The organism is Pedobacter sp. NJ-S-72, from assembly GCF_053890575.1.
In genome coordinates, this window is the sequence record NZ_CM132681.1 from 1511630 (window position 1) to 1529748 (window position 18119).

14 protein-coding genes, 1 tRNA gene and 3 pseudogenes are annotated in these 18119 nt (G+C 38.9%); 13 read left to right on the forward strand and 5 right to left on the reverse strand.

Annotated elements, in window-relative coordinates; genetic code table 11:
• The first annotated feature begins 206 nt into the window (after positions 1-206).
• From ACWYN3_RS10065 to ACWYN3_RS10075, 3 genes are all read left to right on the forward strand, one after another.
• Positions 207-755 (forward strand): M57 family metalloprotease, encoded by a 549-nt coding sequence (locus ACWYN3_RS10065; RefSeq protein ID WP_456221034.1) that lies wholly within the window; start codon positions 207-209, stop codon positions 753-755.
• Between the two features lie 533 nt (positions 756-1288).
• The gene (locus ACWYN3_RS10070) at positions 1289-1417 is read left to right on the forward strand and encodes a hypothetical protein (protein ID WP_456222949.1); all 129 of its coding nucleotides are present in this window, start codon (positions 1289-1291) and stop codon (positions 1415-1417) included.
• Positions 1418-1581: 164 nt separating this feature from the next.
• Positions 1582-1731 carry an agmatine deiminase family protein gene (locus tag ACWYN3_RS10075; RefSeq protein WP_456221035.1) on the forward strand — a complete coding sequence of 50 codons (150 nt, stop codon included), beginning with the start codon at positions 1582-1584 and terminating at the stop codon, positions 1729-1731.
• Between the two features lie 55 nt (positions 1732-1786).
• Here the strand turns inward: ACWYN3_RS10075 and ACWYN3_RS10080 are convergent.
• Together ACWYN3_RS10080 and ACWYN3_RS10085 are read right to left on the reverse strand one after the other, a co-directional pair.
• Positions 1787-1859, reverse strand: a tRNA-Lys gene (locus tag ACWYN3_RS10080).
• A 199-nt stretch (positions 1860-2058) separates the two neighbouring features.
• A pseudogene (locus ACWYN3_RS10085) lies at positions 2059-4346 on the reverse strand (GH92 family glycosyl hydrolase).
• Between the two features lie 184 nt (positions 4347-4530).
• On the opposite strand from ACWYN3_RS10085, the pseudogene mnmA reads away from it, so the two are divergent.
• Positions 4531-5624 (forward strand): annotated as a pseudogene (mnmA, locus tag ACWYN3_RS10090) (tRNA 2-thiouridine(34) synthase MnmA).
• Between the two features lie 5 nt (positions 5625-5629).
• Here mnmA and ACWYN3_RS10095 read toward each other — a convergent pair.
• From ACWYN3_RS10095 to ACWYN3_RS10105, 3 genes are all read right to left on the reverse strand, one after another.
• Positions 5630-6523, reverse strand: a complete 894-nt coding sequence (locus ACWYN3_RS10095) for a bifunctional metallophosphatase/5'-nucleotidase (RefSeq protein WP_456221036.1) — start codon at positions 6521-6523, stop codon at positions 5630-5632.
• A gap of 25 nt (positions 6524-6548) precedes the next feature.
• Complete coding sequence (locus ACWYN3_RS10100) at positions 6549-7313, reverse strand: 5'-nucleotidase C-terminal domain-containing protein (protein WP_456221037.1); 765 nt, start codon at positions 7311-7313, stop codon at positions 6549-6551.
• A 127-nt stretch (positions 7314-7440) separates the two neighbouring features.
• Positions 7441-7950, reverse strand: a complete 510-nt coding sequence (locus ACWYN3_RS10105; protein WP_456221038.1) for a glutathione peroxidase — start codon at positions 7948-7950, stop codon at positions 7441-7443.
• Positions 7951-8176: 226 nt separating this feature from the next.
• On the opposite strand from ACWYN3_RS10105, the pseudogene topA reads away from it, so the two are divergent.
• From topA to ACWYN3_RS10150, 9 genes and pseudogenes are all read left to right on the forward strand, one after another.
• Positions 8177-10790, forward strand: a pseudogene (topA, locus tag ACWYN3_RS10110) (type I DNA topoisomerase).
• Positions 10791-10793: 3 nt separating this feature from the next.
• On the forward strand, positions 10794-11198 hold the full coding sequence (locus ACWYN3_RS10115) for a hypothetical protein (protein ID WP_456221039.1): 405 nt from the start codon (positions 10794-10796) through the stop codon (positions 11196-11198).
• A gap of 55 nt (positions 11199-11253) precedes the next feature.
• Entirely contained in the window at positions 11254-12093 is an 840-nt protein-coding gene (locus tag ACWYN3_RS10120; protein ID WP_456221040.1) for an Ig-like domain-containing protein, read from the forward strand.
• 5 nt (positions 12094-12098) lie between these two features.
• On the forward strand, positions 12099-12626 hold the full coding sequence (locus ACWYN3_RS10125) for a hypothetical protein (protein ID WP_456221041.1): 528 nt from the start codon (positions 12099-12101) through the stop codon (positions 12624-12626).
• Between the two features lie 191 nt (positions 12627-12817).
• A complete protein-coding gene (locus tag ACWYN3_RS10130; RefSeq protein WP_456221042.1) occupies positions 12818-14596 on the forward strand; it encodes an alpha-2-macroglobulin family protein in 1779 nt (592 codons plus the stop codon).
• Between the two features lie 16 nt (positions 14597-14612).
• Positions 14613-16148: an alpha-2-macroglobulin family protein gene (locus tag ACWYN3_RS10135; protein ID WP_456221043.1), complete on the forward strand. Its 1536-nt coding sequence runs from the start codon at positions 14613-14615 to the stop codon at positions 16146-16148.
• Positions 16084-16839: an alpha-2-macroglobulin family protein gene (locus ACWYN3_RS10140; protein ID WP_456221044.1), complete on the forward strand. Its 756-nt coding sequence runs from the start codon at positions 16084-16086 to the stop codon at positions 16837-16839. Before ACWYN3_RS10135 ends, ACWYN3_RS10140 begins: the two co-directional genes overlap by 65 nt.
• Positions 16840-16843: 4 nt before the next feature.
• The gene (locus ACWYN3_RS10145) at positions 16844-17641 is read left to right on the forward strand and encodes a transglycosylase domain-containing protein (RefSeq protein ID WP_456221045.1); all 798 of its coding nucleotides are present in this window, start codon (positions 16844-16846) and stop codon (positions 17639-17641) included.
• A complete protein-coding gene (locus ACWYN3_RS10150) occupies positions 17638-18108 on the forward strand; it encodes a penicillin-binding transpeptidase domain-containing protein (RefSeq protein WP_456221046.1) in 471 nt (156 codons plus the stop codon). The genes ACWYN3_RS10145 and ACWYN3_RS10150 overlap by 4 nt, the downstream gene beginning before the upstream one ends.
• Positions 18109-18119: the final 11 nt, after the last annotated feature.

An 18119-nucleotide genomic window follows, 5' to 3' on the forward strand; every position in this document is an offset into this window, starting at 1 on the left:
CCTAAAACCTAAACCATGAAAAACTTATTTAAAAACATTCACTTGCTGCATCATTCTCGATTTTAATTCTCTCGTGTTCAAAGAAAAATGAAACTCCTTCAAATCAAGACATTAAAACAGACAAAGTTCTTGCTTACATCAAAAATCTTGGCTTTACAGACTCACAAATAGTCCAGAGTGGAGATAAATATATCGTTGATGGAGATATGGTCTTTGACAAAAACATGCAAATTCCTGATGATAACGGGAAGCCAAAAACAGAGCAATATTATAATGGTTATCTTGTAACCAATAGTTCTAATATTACCGTTAAAGTTGACGCTTCTATAACAAGTATGGCTGCTGAAATTGATTCAGCAATTAAGCAGTGGAATACTGTACCTAACTCTAAAATTAAATTCGTCCTTACCACAGGCAGTACTTATGATATTTTGATAAAAGTAGATAATACTATTGGGAGCAGTACATGTGGACAAGCATATCTATCTACCTCAAATGGTAAAGCTGGTAATACGGTTTGGATTAATCAGAACCTGATCAAAAAAATTTTTTTTGCACAACGCCAAAGAACTATTGCACATGAATTTGGACATACTATCTCATTTAAACATACCAATCAATCTACTTCAACTGATGTACCAGGGGTTGGCGGAACTGATGCACTATCGTTAATGAATGGTGGCCAATGCGGAAGCGGAGCTTCTGTTTTATCAGCGAAAGATAAACAGGCAACTGCTGTATTATATCCTTTATAAAATAAAAAATCACTCATAAAAATCGTAATGTAAAAAGAAGCTGTCCTTTTGAGACAGCTTCTTTTTTGTTTGTACTTATACATTCTGTCTTAGTTCGTATTCAATGCTCTCATCGTCTAAATCTGCAATTTTAATGAAGTTAAGTCGCTCCAGAAGAGATTTTGTCACCAATGATATCCGGGAGAATGCTGTAGGGTGGTAATTTCATTTTGCGATCTTAATTGCCTGTTTAAGCAGATTGCTAAATTGTCAATATAGATTACAAGGTAGCATTTGCAAAGATTACAAGGTAGCATTTGCAAAAGAAATGTTTAAATTGATAAATATATTCTAAGCGTAACATTGATCAGGAGCATATTTTATTGATATGGGTTTGGAAAAGATTCAGCATATAATCAAATACATTGAAGAAAATTACAATCAGGATATTTCAATTCAAAAATTAGAACAATTATCTAATTATTCATATAGGAATGTTCAACGCGTATTTAAAAATATTTTCAATGAATCATTAGGAGCATTTCAAAAAAAGACTGAAGCTTGAAAATGTTTATAAAAAACTAATTTACACGTGTGACCCGATTACTAATATTTCTTATGCAGTAGGTTTTGATAATTTACAATCTTTTTCTAAATCATTTAAAAAACAGTTTAATGTCTAAACTGCTAAAGCCAGGAAGGAAAAGATAATTGTTTTCGAAAATTTTATTAGTAGCTATCGTGAAGAAAATAAAAATATAGATTACGAGGTAGTCTTTTTTAAAAAAAACAAGGTGTTTTATATTGGCATTCAAACAAAGGATTATAATAACGATGATATAGAGATTTGTTATGGGATAATGATCCTAATGATGAGGTAGCAAACAAAATTATACAAGGTCTATATCCTGATAGAACTGTAGTCAGGATAGATATAAGAAACCTGTATGCAAATGGCGGAATGATACATTGCATAACCCAACAACAACCTAAGTAAAAGAAAGGGGTGAAATGTATAAAAAAAAGCCTCACATCTTCCGTGAGGCTTTTCGTGATCCCGCTGGGATTCGAACCCAGGACCACTACATTAAAAGTGTAATGCTCTACCAGCTGAGCTACGGAATCAATTCCTTTTTTGAAGGACTGCAAAGGTAGAAATTAAATATTAGGATGCAAATCCATATCAAAATAAAATGCCTTTAAATAGTCAATATGCTGTTTTTCAACCTAATTAATTTATATCGCCCCCAAAACTTATTGCCTTTAAACTAAAACAGGGCAGGATAATACAACCCCCTGCCCTGTTCAAATCCTTTAACAAACCTTATTTTGCAGGTTTACTGCTCATATAAAATGTCAATTTTCCTCCATCAGTGATATCAGCATGTTTAATCGTATGTGTTGTTATCGCTTTACCATTTAATAAAACCTTTTGTACATACACATTTTTATCACTCTGATTAATTGCATCAACAGTAAACGTCTTCCCATTCTCCAATTTCAGGACAGCTGATTTCACAGCCGGGCTACCCAATGAATATTCATCAGAACCAGGTGATACCGGGTAAAAACCCAATGAAGAGAATAAGTACCAGGCACTCATCTGTCCGCAATCATCGTTTCCACCCAAACCATCAGGTGCATTCTTATATTGCATTTTTAAAATCATTCTGATTCTTGATTGTGTTTTCCATGGCTGATCAGTCCAGTTATATAAATAAGCCACATGATGTGCAGGCTCATTACCGTGTACATATCCTCCTACAATTCCTTCTCTGGTAATATCTTCTGTATCGGCAAAAAATTCATCAGGTAAGTGCATCGTAAATAAGAGGTGTCTAACCTGTTTGCAAATTTCTGCTTCCCTCCCATACGTTCAATCAGCAGTTTTGGGTTCTGAGGAACAAAGAAACTATAGTTCCATGAATTACCTTCAATAAAGCCCTGACCATGTGTACTCATTACATCAAATTTCTTTTGAAAAGTACCATCAGCCATTTTAGCACGCATAAATCCTGTAGAAGGATCAAAATTATTCTCCCAGTTTCCAGAACGTTTCATGTATTCCTGGTAAATATCTTGTTTATTCAGTTTTTTAGCCAGTTGGGCGATACACCAGTCATCATAAGCATATTCCAAGGTATTTGAAATAGAAACACCACTTTTTTCTGCCGGAATAAAGCCTTTATCGATATAATCTCCAATTCCTTCATAGTCTCTGTGATTAGATGTCGCTATACAAGCCGCAAGTGCCGCTTCAGGATCACCATTGTACACGCCCTTGATAATTGCGTCAGTAACCACGGATACGCTGTGATAACCGCTCATACACCAGTTGTCATTTGCATAATGTGACCAAATCGGCAACATTTTCAATGAACTCTGATCATAATGAGCCATCATAGATTTCACCATATCATTATTCCGTGAAGGCTGGATCAAGTTGAAGAAAGGATGTAATGCACGATAAGTATCCCAAAGCGAGAAAGTCGTGTAATTGGTAAAACCTTTCGCTTCATGTATTCCCTGATCCAACCCCTTATATTGACCGTTTACATCGGTATAAACCGTTGGGTTAATAAAAGCGTGATACATAGCTGTATAAAAATTCACTTTATCATCTTCAGAAGTGTTAACAGTGATTTTGTTCAATTCTTTATTCCACTCTGCTTTTGCCTGTGCTTTGACCTGGTTAAAATCCCATCCCGGTATTTCGGCACGCATATTTTCCAATGCATTTTCCTGACTTACCGGTGAAAGCGCAAATTTGATCTTCACTTTTTCCTGATCCTCAGTTTTGAAGTCAAAATACATTCTTAACTGCTTCCCGGCAATCTCTCAGGGAGTTTTTTTTGTCTGATCGAATTTACCCCAAAACCCTTTGTAAGCCTGTTTACGATCATAGCTTTTCTGTCCGTATTTGACAAAAGGCTTAGAAAATGACATTGCAAAATAGACTGTTCTTGTTCTTGCCCAGCCATTGGTCTGACGATAGCCAGTTACTAAAGAATCATTAACCACCCGCACATAAGTCCAGACGTTTTTGTCTTCGTAATTATAAATTCCAGACATTAAATCCAGAATAATATGCGATTGATCTGATTTAGGGAAAGTATACTGATGCATCCCTACCCTTTTCGAAGCCGTTAATTCTGCAAGGATCTGATCATCGTCCAATTTCACTTTGTAGTAACCAGCTTCCGCCACTTCATTCTGATGAGAAAATGCAGAGCGGTATCCGCTTTTTGGGTCAGAAGAAACACCTGGATTTAATTGCAGTTTCCCCTGTGTTGGCATAATGAGAAAATCACCGAGATCTGAATGTCCTGAGCCACTGAAATGCGTATGACTGAATCCAACAATTGTTTTGTCTTCGTAACGATAACCTGCGCAATATTTATAAACGTCACCGTTATATTTACCATTTAGTTCATAAGAAAGCGTATCGGTTTCCGGGCTTAACTGCACAGCACCAAAAGGCACGACTGCTCCCGGATAGGTATGCCCCATTTTTTGCGTTCCGATAATTGGCTTTACGTATTTAGCAAGATCTTGCTGCGCATTTGCCAGAAAAGGAATAAATAAAACACTGTAAAATAGAAATTTCTTCATTGATTGGTCTGTTTTGGTTTATTTTTTCAAAGCCCTAATATATCATATAAATATCGTAAAGCGCTGTAACGTATATGCTATATCGTTTAATCATAATTATCATTTGTCTTTTTACAAGGATCTGACGGCTTAAAAAATGAATCTTTAACTAAAATCAGTTATTTTTGTATCATATTAAAATACAATGAGTAAAAGGGGTAGAATTCTGGTAGCCATGAGTGGCGTGTAGATAGTTCAGTAGCGGCGGTAATGCTACACGAACAAGGGTATGAAGTTATTGGCTTAACAATGAAGACCTGGGACTACGCAACTTCTGGTAGCAGTAGTAAAGAAACCGGTTGCTGCAGTTTAGACAGCATCAATGATGCCCGTACATTAGCAGTAAATTATGGATTTCCACATTATATATTAGACATCAGAGAAGAATTTGGTGATTATGTAATTGATAATTTTGTTGACGAATATCTTGCAGGACGCACACCTAATCCTTGTGTACTTTGCAATACCCATATCAAGTGGGAAGCTTTGTTGAAACGCGCAAATAAACTGGACTGTGAATTTATTGCTACCGGTCATTATGCAAATGTCAGACAACATGAGAATGGCAGACACGTAATTTCTAAAGGACTGGACGAAAACAAAGATCAGTCTTATGTTTTATGGGGTGTTTCTCAGGAAAATCTTGCCCGTACGCAATTTCCATTAGGGTCTTTCGCCAAAGCTGACATCAGACAGACAGATGGCACTGGATATGGGACAGGAAGAACTGGCAAAAAAGAGCGAGAGTTACGAAATCTGTTTCGTTCCTGAAAATGATTACCGTTCTTTCCTTAAACATAAAGTTGAAGATCTGGAAGACCGTGTTGCAGGTGGAAACTTCATCACCAGTGATGGGATGATAGTCGGACAACATAAAGGTTATCCTTTCTATACAATCGGACAGCGTAAAGGCTTGGGTATCGCTTTCGGCGAGCCGATGTTTGTAACTCAAATCCTTCCTGAAAGCAATACGGTAATGCTTGGAAGAGCAGAAGAGTTAGAAAGAAGTGAAGCAATGGTACGTAACATTAACCTGATCAAATATGATAACATATTCGAACCAATGGATAATGTGATTACCAAAATACGTTATAAAGATGCAGGTATGTTAAGTACCATCGTTCAGGAAAAAGACAGAATGCGTGTGGTATTTGATCACAATGTATCTGCGATTGCTCCTGGTCAACTGCTGTTTTCTATGAAGGAAACGACCTTTTAGGTGGCGGTTTCCTTGTTTAAATAATTTAGCTATCCAGCTGATCTGAAATCATATAGGGTGAAGAAGTTAATAGTTTCTTTCCTCTATATGATTCAAAATAATAATCCACACGCCCTAAGTTTATCCCTGCGAAACCAACCTGGTTGATCGTGGTAATTCTGCCAGCCCTGTTTTTAACATCCTGTGGTTTAGCCATAAAAGTATGCGTATGCCCACCAATGATTAAATCGATGTTATCATTGTTCTGAGCTAATATCTGATCGGATACTTTATGATCTGAATATTTATAGCCCAAGTGTGAAAGACATATGATTAAATCACATTTATGCTCATTTTTCAATAAACCTGCAACTTCATTTGCTTTTAGAACAGGGTTCTGATAAATAGTATTTCCGTAGTTCTTCTCTCCTACTAAACCTTTTAATTCAATACCTATTCCGAATACGCCAATTTTCAGACCTCCTTTATTGAAGATCTTAAATGGTTGTGTCGATTTGTGCATAATGGTATCAGAGAAATCATAATTGCTGACCAGAATTGGGAAGTTAGCATGTGGAAGCTGTTTATAGAACCCTTCTACTCCATTATCAAAATCATGGTTGCCCATCGTCGCGGCATCGTATCCCATATCGCTCATGAGCTTAATTTCAAGTTCTCCGCCATATAATTTAAAGTAAGGCGTACCCTGAAAAATATCTCCGGCGTCAAGCAAAAGAACATTCGGCTGTTCTGCTCTGATCTTTTTAATCAGGGCCGATCTGCGGGCTACCCCACCCAACCCCTGGTTTCTTGATCCGTCCATAGGAAAAGGTTCAATCCGGCTGTGAACATCGTTGGTATGTAAAATAGTCAGCCGTTTCAAGCTTCCATTTGCAATCGCATCTAATGAATCAATACTTAATGCTGTGGCAACTGCCACTATACTTCCTGTTTTTATAAATTTTCTACGATTTATCATTGGTCATCCCCCCATCTAATTTTGAACTGATCTTTTTTCCCTGCTCCTTATTTTCTTTGATGTATTGAATTAACGCATCACGGATTTTAAGACCCAATACTTTACTGGATAAAGGGTTTTTGAAACTGCTGATCCCATCACCACCGCCTGCGATATAATCAGAAGTAAGGACATAGTAATTTTTAGTACGATCAAATGGCTGACCATTGATCATCACATCAACAGGTTTAGCTGCGATAATTTTCATGGTTAATCCGCCAACTGGCTGCCCGCCTGTACGTGAAATATAATCCAGTAAAATCTGGACTGCTGTTCCTTTAATCTCGAAAACAATCAATTCATTTTCAAATGGCATTAGCTCAAAAACGTTGGATAAAGTGATAGCGCCTAAAGGCAGATCGTTACGTAATCCGCCATTTGTACTCGGCATAGTGAAATCAATTTGCGGAACTTTTTTTCGGGCTTCAAACAAAGCTGCGTCAGAAAAAAAGTTCCCTAAAGAAGATTCTCCGCCTACCAGTTTTTTAGTCAGTTCATTTTCTGAATAACCCAAAACCTCATCCATTTGTGAATCAAGTTTCAATTTGTAAGGCTGATAAGTACGGATAATAGAACTGTCTGCTGCTATATCCTTCGTGACTGCATATTCAGCACGAGTTGATTTAACGAGTTGATAATTGCTGCTGCAAGAGCATAAAAAGAGTGAACCCAGAATAAAAAGAGCTGCTCTGAGCTGTGCTGAATTGTGCATAGTTGTAATTGAGTTGCAAATGTAAATCAAATCAACATCATTCAGAGGCAAAAAAAAGAGAAATCCCGTTTAGAAGATTTCTCTGAATATTGTATAAATAGCCCCGGGGGACTTTGTATGGTAATTGTTACAAGTTTTTAGTCAGCTCAGGACTCATAGGAGTAACCTTAGAACGGAAACGGTGAACCAGCTCTCCTTTTTCATTAATCAGGAATTTTTCGAAATTCCATTTGATATCTCCTGTAAAATCAGAATTACTCGCCGAAGTCAGGTATTTGAAAAGCGGATTGATATCATTTCCCTTTACACTTACTTTTTCACTTAATAAAAATGTAACGCCAAAATTCTTTTTACAGAAATCCTGGATCTCCGAATTGGTAGCTAATTCCTGACCGCCAAAATTACCTGCGGGAAAACCAATAAGGACTACATCCTTTCCATATTTCTGATGTAATTTTTCTAAATCTTCGTACTGTGGAGTATATCCGCATTTGGAAGCTGTATTTACAATAAGAATTTTCTTACCCTTGAATTTCGAAAGCTTAACCTCTTTACCGTCAATTGTTTTAACGGTAAAATCATAGATACTTTGTGGTGGGGTAAATAACAAACTGAATAAAATAAGTAGGGTATTCATAGTTTTAAAATTTATGTTAGAACGAATATAGGGACAATTTTTTTACACGTATATAATAGGAAGGTAAACTTAATCCATTACTATCTATAATTCACAGTATTTAAGCTCGCAGATTTAAGAAATTGGCAATATTTTCAACGTCCAAATTATTCTTTTTGATATTTATTCTTGGTAGAATTTTGATTTTAGGCTTATTTATAGTTTTATTTGCAGAAAAACCTTCTAGATGGCCAAAAATTTATTAATAGTTGAATCACCTGCAAAAGCGAAAACAATAGAAGGGTATTTGGGTAAAGATTTCCTTGTTAAATCGAGTTACGGACACATCCGGGACTTAGTCAAAGGAGATATGGGAATTGATACGAATAATGATTTCGCCCAAACCTATGAAGTACCCGCCGATAAAAAGCAGGTGGTAGCTGAACTTAAGAAATTAGCAAAGGAAGCCGAGATGGTATGGCTCGCCTCCGATGAGGACCGTGAAGGGGAAGCAATTTCCTGGCACTTGTACGAGACGCTGGGACTGAAAGAAAACAAGACTAAACGTATTGTTTTTCACGAGATCACCAAGCCTGCAATTTTAAAAGCGATTGAATCTCCAAGAACAATTGATTATAATCTGGTTAATAATGCACAACAGGCAAGACGGGTGTTAGATCGCCTGGTAGGTTTCGAACTTTCTCCGGTATTATGGAAAAAAGTTAAACCTTCATTATCTGCCGGCCGTGTACAATCGGTAGCTGTACGTCTTATTGTAGACAGAGAACGTGAAGTAAATAAGTTTAATGCTGCCGCTGCGTATAAAATCACAGCGAGATTCAGCACAGGAAAAGCAAGGGAATTTGTGAAAGCAGAATTACCTCAGCGATTTGAACAGGAAGCAGATGCAGAGAAATTTGTACGTGACTGTATCAATGCTGGTTTTAAAATCAGCAGCCTGGAAACAAAACCTGCTAAACGTAATCCTGCGGCCCCTTTTACGACCTCCACTTTACAACAGGAAGCTTCCAGGAAACTGGGGTTCCCGGTATCACGTACCATGCAGGTTGCACAGCGTTTATATGAAAGTGGAAAGATCACTTACATGAGAACGGATTCTGTAAACTTATCTGAAACAGCTTTTACAGCTGCAGCAAATGAGATCAATTCTGCTTACGGACAAAAATATCATCACCCAAGAACGTATAAAACTAAATCTGCGGGTGCTCAGGAAGCGCATGAGGCCATCCGCCCTACTTACTTTGATCAGCATACCGTAACCGGAGATAGTTCTGAGCAACGTCTGTATGAGCTTATTTGGAAACGTGCTATCGCTTCTCAGATGAGCGAGGCTTTATTTGAAAAAAAACAACTGCACAGATAGCTGTAAGTACACGCAGTGAAAACCTGGTTGCTGAAGGTGAAGTCATGAAATTTGATGGCTTCCTTAAAGTTTACCTTGAATCCAGCGATGACGAAGAAATTGAAGAGAAAGACAATGAAAACATTCTTCCTCCATTAGCTAATGGTCAGGAACTCTCTTTAAATATAATGAATGCAACAGAACGTTTCTCCCGTCCGCCTGCAAGGTATACTGAGGCAAGTCTGGTTAAGAAACTCGAAGAGTTAGGTATCGGCCGTCCGTCAACTTATGCACCTACTATTTCTACGATTCAAAATCGTGGTTATGTAGTCAAAGAAGACCGTGATGGGCGTACACGTTCTTTTGGTTCGATCATCCTTGAAAATGGTCAGGTAACTAAAGCTATTAAAACGGAAATTACTGGTGCAGAGAAATCTAAATTGTTCCCTACTGATATTGGTGAAGTTGTAAACGATTTCTTAGTAGAGCATTTTAAAGGTATTGTCGATTTTAACTTTACGGCTAAAGTAGAAAAGGAATTTGATGAAATCGCCCAGGGCTTACAGAACTGGACAAAAATGCTTCATGCTTTCTATACTCCTTTCCATAAAGAAGTTGAAGTGACTACTGAAACTGCCGACAGAGCAAACGGTGAACGCTTATTGGGTATTGACCCGGTGAGTGGTAAAAACGTGTATGCTAAAGTTGGTAAATTTGGTCCTCTGGTACAAATCGGTCAGAATGACGATGAAGAGAAGCCAAAATATGCAAGTCTGATGAAATTCAGTCAGTTGGTACGGTTACACTTGAAGATGCTTTAGAGCAATTCAGATTACCTTTCCAATTGGAAAACTATAAAGATAAAGAAGTTGCTGTGGGTGTTGGCCGTTTCGGACCTTATGTAAAATGGGGTGAGACTTATATCTCTATTCCTAAAAACGAAGATCCACTGACTGTTGATCAGAGCCGCGCCATTGTGATCATTGAAGAAAAAATCACAGCTGATGCTCCTGTAGCTCACTATGAGGGCTTACCAGTGACTAAAGGAACAGGACGTTTCGGACCATTTATCAAATGGAATGACTTGTTTATCAATGTACCTAAGGCTTATAATTTTGATGAATTATCTGATAGTGATATCACTGAGCTGATTTCTAAAAAAGTAGAGAAAGAAGCAAATAGATTTATTCAGCAATGGGCAGCAGAGAAAATAGCGATCGAAAATGGCAGATGGGGACCTTTCATCCGTTTCGGAAAAGATATGCTCAAACTGGGTAAAAACTGGGTAAAATACCCTGCCACTACAGAGAAATACACACCAGAAGATCTGGCTGTACTCTCACTGGAAGATGTTAAAAAACTGATTGTTGAACAGGTTCCGAATGCTTTTGAGCCAAAAGCGACAAAGAAAAAAGCAGCTGGTACTAAAGTTGCCGGAACTAAAAGCGCAGCCGCTAAAGCTCCTGCAAAGAAAAAAGCCCCAGCTAAAAAGAAATAATATATGAAGAAAGACCTGCCAGAAAATATAGTAGAAGACCTTGCCATGGCAGTCGTGCTGATCAGTGAAACACCAGAAGTTAAAAACTGGACTGTTTACCTGATCAACCTGAAAAATGTGCAAATCGACAATGTCCTGATCAGCTCTAAAGGATATGGTGAAAAGGATGGCAGATTAGTAAAAACCTCAGTATTGCGCCATTTTTTGGGCGATATCCCTGCTAACTCTTTTAAAGGAGTTGAAGCGATAGACACGGAAGTTTTCGGACTGACCAATGAGTATTGGCTGAGCTATTACATTGACGGTACGATATATGATAAAAAATTCATCTTTCTGCCGGAAAGTATAGTTGATGATAACCTGATCAGAATCCCGCTGGTTAATAAACCTGGGGTAATGATTAAATAGATTTCCAGTTCAATAATTTTTCGTAATTTCCCTCACATCACTTTGTAAAGGAAATATGAACACTGAACAAAACGTCTTCTTCAAAAATAAAAAACCAGTCTTAATTGGTTCAATTGCAGTTATTCTGATAGGAATAGCTGCTTTTTTTATTTTCAGAAAACACAAGCCAGCTGAAAATCAGCAAGTTTACGCTAAATATATTGAAGGATATACCTCTGGTACGGTCTCCAAAAAGAGCTTTATCAGGGTACAGCTGGCAAGCCAGGTAAAAACAATGGGTGAACTGGGTAAACCTGATGACCGCGATTTGTTCAGCTTCTCCCCTTCTGTGAAAGGAAAAACTTATTGGATTGACGCGCAGACAGTAGAATTCAGACCTGATGAAAAACTGGAATCCGGAAAAACCTATACGGCTACTTTTAATTTAGGTAAAGTAACAGAAACTGAGAAAGATCTGAATGAGTTTGATTTTGAATTCAGGGTGATTAATCCGGGATTGGTATTAAGCCAGAATGGATTGATCTCACAGAATAATACGTCTTTGGCTTATATGAAGCTAACGGGTGAAATCAGCACTGCGGATGAAGAAGACCCGAAACTACTGGAAAAATGTCTGGAACTGGATTTCAATCAGCACCTAAAGATCAAATGGCAGCATAATCCTCAGAAAAACTCTTCGACTTTCCTGATTGATAGTATCAAAAAAACATCAAATGAAGAAAAGCTGAGTCTTAAATGGTCTGGTGATCCGATAGATGCTAAAAATAAAGGAGAAGAAAACCTGGCTGTACCAGCTAGTGGTGTATTTAAGGTACTGGCCACAAAAGCGGTACAGGAGCTGGAAGATTATGCGTTGGTACAGTTTTCTGAACCGGTGGGTATCGGGCAGATTTAACAGGTTTGATCACACTGGGAACGGGATCAGATTTAAGATATACCATCGACGGCAGTCAGGTTAAAATTTATACTCCTGAACCCCTTCTGGGAAATTATACTTTAACAGTAAACAAAGGAGTTGTCAATAGTAATGAACGCATCTTGAATGCGGGGATGACAGCTAATCTGGTATTTGAAAACAAACTCCCTACGGTAACCATTGCAGGAAGTGGTACGATACTTCCTAATTCAGGAAAGCTGGTTCTCCCTTTTGAAGCGGTTAACCTGAAAGCTGTGGATGTCACTATTATTAAAGTATATGAGAATAACATCCCTCAGTTTTTCCAGAACAATAACTATAAGGAAGCAAATGAATTAAGACGCGTTGGTAAACCTCTGCTTCAGAAGAAAATCCGTCTGGATGAAGACAAGACACTTAATCTGCATAAAAAGAACAGGTTCGTACTTGATCTGGATAAGATTATCAAAGCTGAGCCTGGGGCTATGTACAGAGAGTTACATTCAGTTTCCGTCAGGCTTATAATATTTTAAATTGTGCGGAAGGGACTAAAGAAAAAGCAGAATCTGAGAATAGTGAATATTATGGGGAAAAGATAGATGAGGATGATGATTTCTGGCAAACCTATAATAACTATTATAGTGCTGGTTATAACTGGAGTGATAAAGATAATCCATGTACTCCATCCTACTATACGAGTGATAAATTTGCCAGCAGGAACCTTTTGGTATCTAATATCGGGCTGGTTGCCAAAAGAGGAAATGATAACAGCATGCTGATTGTCGCCACTGATCTGCTTACAGCTAAAGGAATGAGTGGCGTGACACTGGAATTATTGGATTATCAACGCCAGGTTATCCACACAGTAAAAACTGATGGGGACGGAATGGCTTCTTTTGATTTGAAAAAGAAACCTTTTCTGCTTGTTGCCAAACATGGTGAAGAACGCGGATACCTGAAACTGGATGATGGAAATTCACTTCCCTTAAGTCGTTTTGATGATGTTGGCGGTGATGTGGTACAGAATGGCTTAAAAGGATTGATCTATGGGGAACGCGGGGTATGGAGACCAGGAGATTCACTTTTTCTATCTTTCATCCTTGAGGATAAGCTAAAAAAACTACCTGCTGCTTATCCTGTTACTTTTGAACTATACAATCCACAGGGACAACTTGTTAAAAAAACTATCAGCGGTGCTTCTTTAAATGGATTTTACGCTTTCAGAACTACAACTGAAAGTACTGCACCTACCGGAAACTGGACAGCTAAAGTAAAAGCTGGCGGAGCTTTATTCCAAAAAACAATAAAAATCGAGACCATCATGCCTAACCGGTTGAAGATCGGTTTTGATATTGGCACCCGCAAATATTTAGGCACAGGTGCAGCAGCTACTGCCGCCCTCTCTGCGAACTGGTTATTTGGTGCCGTTGGAAAAAATCTAAAAGCTAAAGTGGATGTGAACCTGAATACCATGACCACTACATTCCCTGGTTTTGATGGGTATAACTTTGATAATCCGACTGTAAATTTTGTTTCACAAGTCAAAACCATATTTGAAGGCAGGCTAAACGAAAACGGAATGGCTTCGGTAAATACAAACCTGAATGACAACGCAACTGCACCGGGTGTACTGAAAGCTAATTTTACGACAAAGGTATTTGAAGCTGGCGGAAATTTCAGCATTGATAATTTCTCTATCCCCTATCACGTGTTTACCGATTACTATGGTATTAAAGCACCAGAGGGAGAAAAACTAAGTGGAATGCTGATGACTGGCAAAGATCATAACTTTGCTATCGTTAACGTCAACCGCGAGGGAAAACTGTTAAGCGGTTCTAAAACTGTTCAGGTAGAATTATATAAAGTACAATGGCGCTGGTGGTGGGAACAGGATACACAAAATTCTTTCGCCAATTTCACACAGAACGAATATAATAAGCTGGTTCAGAAAGAAAATGTGGTCTTGCAAAATGGTAAGGGTAACTGGACATTACGAATTGATGAACCTGAATGGGGACGTTACCTTGTTCTTGTCCGTGATTTAAATGGAGGTCACGTAACCGGAAAATCTGTTTATGTAGATTGGCCGGGATGGGCACAGCGTGAACAATCTGCTAATCCTACAGAAGCTTCCATGCTTTCTTTCACTGCCAATAAAACGAAATTCAAAGTTGGTGAAGACATCACATTAACCATCCCTACCGGTGAAAATGGCAGAGCTTTAATTTCTATAGAAAATGGCAGCAGGGTATTAAAAACCTATTGGACAGACACAAAAAAAGGTCAGACCCAGTTTAAATTCAAAGCTGAGAAAAACATGGCCCCTAACGTGTTTGCCAATATTACTTTATTACAACCGCATGCACAAACAGTGAATGATCTTCCGATAAGAATGTACGGAGCGATCCCATTAATCATTGAAGATCCGGAAACTATATTGAAGCCTGTAATCAAAATGGCTGATAAAATTAAACCGGAAACAGAAAATACGATTACTGTCTGAACAGAATGGAAAAGCAATGACTTATACCATTGCCCTGGTAGATGAAGGGCTACTGGACTTAACAAGATTTAAAACACCTGATCCACATGCTGTATTTTATGCACGTGAAGGTCTGGGGGTAAAAACATGGGATCTTTTTGACTATGTATTAGGCGCATGGGGCGGAAACCTGGAACGTATATTAAGTATTGGTGGTGATGGTAGTGCAAACCGTAACCTGAATCCTGCTAAAGCAAACAGGTTTACCGCAGTTGTGAAATATATGGGGCCATTTGCATTAGGTAAAGGAGGTAGTCAGACTCATAAATTTAAATTGCCTCAATATATTGGTGCAGTAAGAGCGATGGTCATAGCCGGACAGGATGGTGCTTACGGGTCTGCTGAAAAATCTGTGCAGGTAAAAAAACCATTAATGGTACTGGCTACCCTGCCGAGAGTAATCGGGCCAGGAGAAAGTTTCATTTTACCAGTAACTGTATTTGCGACAGAAAACAATCTCAAAAATGTAGCTATACAACTGCAAACACAGAATTTACAGGTAGCAGGGCTTAAAACCAGACAATTAACGTACGGACAACCGGGTGAGCAAATGGCTTATTTTGAAGTCACAGTTCCACAGATAACCGGAATTGCTAAAGTAAAGATTGTAGCCCAAAGCGGTGCCGAGAAAGCCGTATACGATCTTGAAGTGGATATCAGAAACCCGAATCCTTACGTGACGAATGTAGTTTCGGCTATTATTCAGCCGGGGCAGAGCTGGACAGCAGGTTATCTTCCGTTAGGAATAGCCGGAAGTAATTCTGGTAGTTTAGAATTATCGGCTATCCCTCCCGTTAATCTTAAAAAACGATTGAGTTACTTAATGCAGTATCCTCATGGTTGTGTGGAGCAAACGACGTCAGCTATTTTCCCGCAATTATTTCTGAATAAATTAAGTCCGCTAACTGAACAGCAAAAAGCACAGACAGATAAAAATATCAAGGCTGGAATTAACAGGTTACGTTCTTTCCAAACGCCGGAAGGTGGTCTTGCTTACTGGCCTGGTGAGCCTGCAGCTGATGAATGGGGAACAAATTATGCAGGACATTTCCTTGTAGAAGCACAAAACAGTGGCTATAATATCCCGGTAGGAATGCTGGATGAAGTATTGCGCTATCTTAAAGTTAAAGCAGCTGGCTGGGCTCCTAACAGTAATAACTTTTATGGTGGTGATCTTTCACAAGCTTATCGTTTATATGTACTGGCTCTTGCCCGTAAACCAGAAATGGCAGCAATGAACAGATTACGTGCTTTTGAATATTTGTCAGTAAGTGCGAAATGGAGACTGGCGGCAGCTTATCAGCTTGCCGGACAAGCATCTGCTGCCAATGCGCTGATAAAAGGTCTTGATATTACAGTTAAACCTTATATACAACTGGGTGGGACTTATGGTTCTGACAGCCGTGACCAGGCGATGATCCTGGAGACCTTAACGCTGATGGGACAAAATGGGACAAAAAGGAAAAGCTGCACAGGTATTACAAACTCTGTCAGCAAAATTAGGTACAGATGACTGGTACAGTACACAGACTACAGCTTATAGCTTGTTGGCTGTAGCTAAATTCTGCGGACAAAATTCTGCCTCTGCCAAATTGAACTATACCTATCAGCTTGATGGTAAAAAAGGTGCATTTAATGGGAATCAATACTTAAGCAGTTTGCCTATTAATTTTAAAGGAAAAACAGCAGCAGTGACCAACAACGGCCAAACTGTACTTTTCGCAAGGTTAATACTGGATGGACAGCCGGCTGCTGGTCAGAATAACTTTAAACCTAATAATCCGGATATACTGGATATGTCTATCAGTTATAAACTACTGAACGGAAAACCAATAGATCCGTCTGTATTGAAACAAGGTTTAGATTTTTATGCAGAGGTTGTGGTGAAAAACCCAGGTAAAATGGGCTTGTATGAGCAAATGGCGCTTACACAGATATTCCCTTCTGGCTGGGAGATTATCAATACAAGAGTAAATGATAATGAAAGTATCATTGCTTCGTCTCCTTATACTTACAGAGATATCAGAGATGATCGTGTATTTACTTATTTCAATCTGAGGGAGAATGAGACTGTGACTTATAAGGTATTGCTGAATGCATCCTATATTGGTAAATATTATCTTTCAGCGGTTCAATGTGAGGCAATGTATAACAATACAATTAGTGCGACGCAAGATGGGAAATGGGTGCAGGTGATTAAATAAAAAGATGAGCATAAAAATAAGTGCGGTATCAAAACTGCTTATTGGCGATGGTATAGTATGCCTGTTATTATGTTGGTTTTTGTTTGCTCTGCCTTCCAGACTGTTTGTATCACCCACTTCTTATGTGGTGGAAGCTGCAAATGGTGAACTTCTGAATGCTGCCATTGCCGCTGACGGGCAATGGCGTTTTCCTGCTGCTGATTCTGTTCCCGATAAGTTTTCGAAATGTATAATCGCCTTTGAGGACAAGCGTTTTTATCAGCACCCGGGGATAGATTTTTTAGCCATGGCAAGGGCTATGAGACAAAATTTCCGTGCTAAGGGAATTGTAAGTGGTGGCAGTACGCTGACGATGCAGACCATCAGACTCAGCCGCAGGCAGGATCGCACTGTAGCTCAAAAACTATTCGAAATATTCCTGGCTGTACGTTTAGAGGTTAGATGTTCGAAAAAAGAGATACTTAAATTATATGCTGCTAATGCTCCATTTGGAAGTAATGTAGTTGGATTAGAGGCGGCGGCATGGAGATATTTTGGGCGTAGCCCGCAATCTTTGTCGTGGGGAGAGATGGCTACGCTGGCTGTTTTACCTAATAGCCCCCGCTTAGTCCATCCGGGCCGCAATGTTACGCGCCTGATTACTAAAAGAAATAACCTGCTCGATCAGCTCGCCAGGCTAAAGCTCATCGATCAGGCTACTGCTAATCTGTCAAAACTGGAACCTGTTCCCGGAAAACCAAGACCGTTGCCACAAAATGCTCCCACCTGCTCAACAGATTCAAAACTGAACGGGCTGGTTTGAAAATCGCTACTACAAGGGTAAGATCAACTTTAGATGAGGCATTACAATTAAAAATCAATGGCTTATTAAAAAGATATAATAACCGGTACAGGGCTAATGATATTGACAATATTGCTGCATTGGTACTGAATGTCAGAACTGGTACTGTGATGGCTTATATTGGAAATATCTATCAGCCTGAAAATGCTGCACTGGAAAGTCACGTGGATATGATTAAAGCTCCCCGCAGTCCGGGCAGTACTTTAAAGCCTCTGTTATATGCGAGTATGCTCAATGATGGATTAATCCTTCCTAAAACCTTAATCCCGGATATTCCTACTCAAATAGGTAATTATTCACCGCAAAATTATGATCTCGGTTATGACGGTGCTATAGCTGCCGACCGTGCCCTGAGCCGCTCACTGAACATCCCTGCAGTTCGTTTATTGCAAACCTATAAATATCCTCGTTTTTATGATCTCAGCTGAAAAAATTAGGC

Bases quoted from the DNA above. Each gene is read 5' to 3' on its own strand.
- ACWYN3_RS10065 (WP_456221034.1), top strand. From the start codon at position 207: ATGGTCTTTGACAAAAACATGCAAATTCCTGATGATAACGGGAAGCCA.
- ACWYN3_RS10100 (WP_456221037.1), bottom strand. From the start codon at position 7,313: ATGCACAATTCAGCACAGCTCAGAGCAGCTCTTTTTATTCTGGGTTCA.
- ACWYN3_RS10105 (WP_456221038.1), bottom strand. From the start codon at position 7,950: ATGAATACCCTACTTATTTTATTCAGTTTGTTATTTACCCCACCACAA.
- ACWYN3_RS10115 (WP_456221039.1), top strand. From the start codon at position 10,794: ATGAAGAAAGACCTGCCAGAAAATATAGTAGAAGACCTTGCCATGGCA.
- ACWYN3_RS10120 (WP_456221040.1), top strand. From the start codon at position 11,254: ATGAACACTGAACAAAACGTCTTCTTCAAAAATAAAAAACCAGTCTTA.
- ACWYN3_RS10135 (WP_456221043.1), top strand. From the start codon at position 14,613: ATGACTTATACCATTGCCCTGGTAGATGAAGGGCTACTGGACTTAACA.
- ACWYN3_RS10140 (WP_456221044.1), top strand. From the start codon at position 16,084: ATGGGACAAAAAGGAAAAGCTGCACAGGTATTACAAACTCTGTCAGCA.
- ACWYN3_RS10145 (WP_456221045.1), top strand. From the start codon at position 16,844: ATGAGCATAAAAATAAGTGCGGTATCAAAACTGCTTATTGGCGATGGT.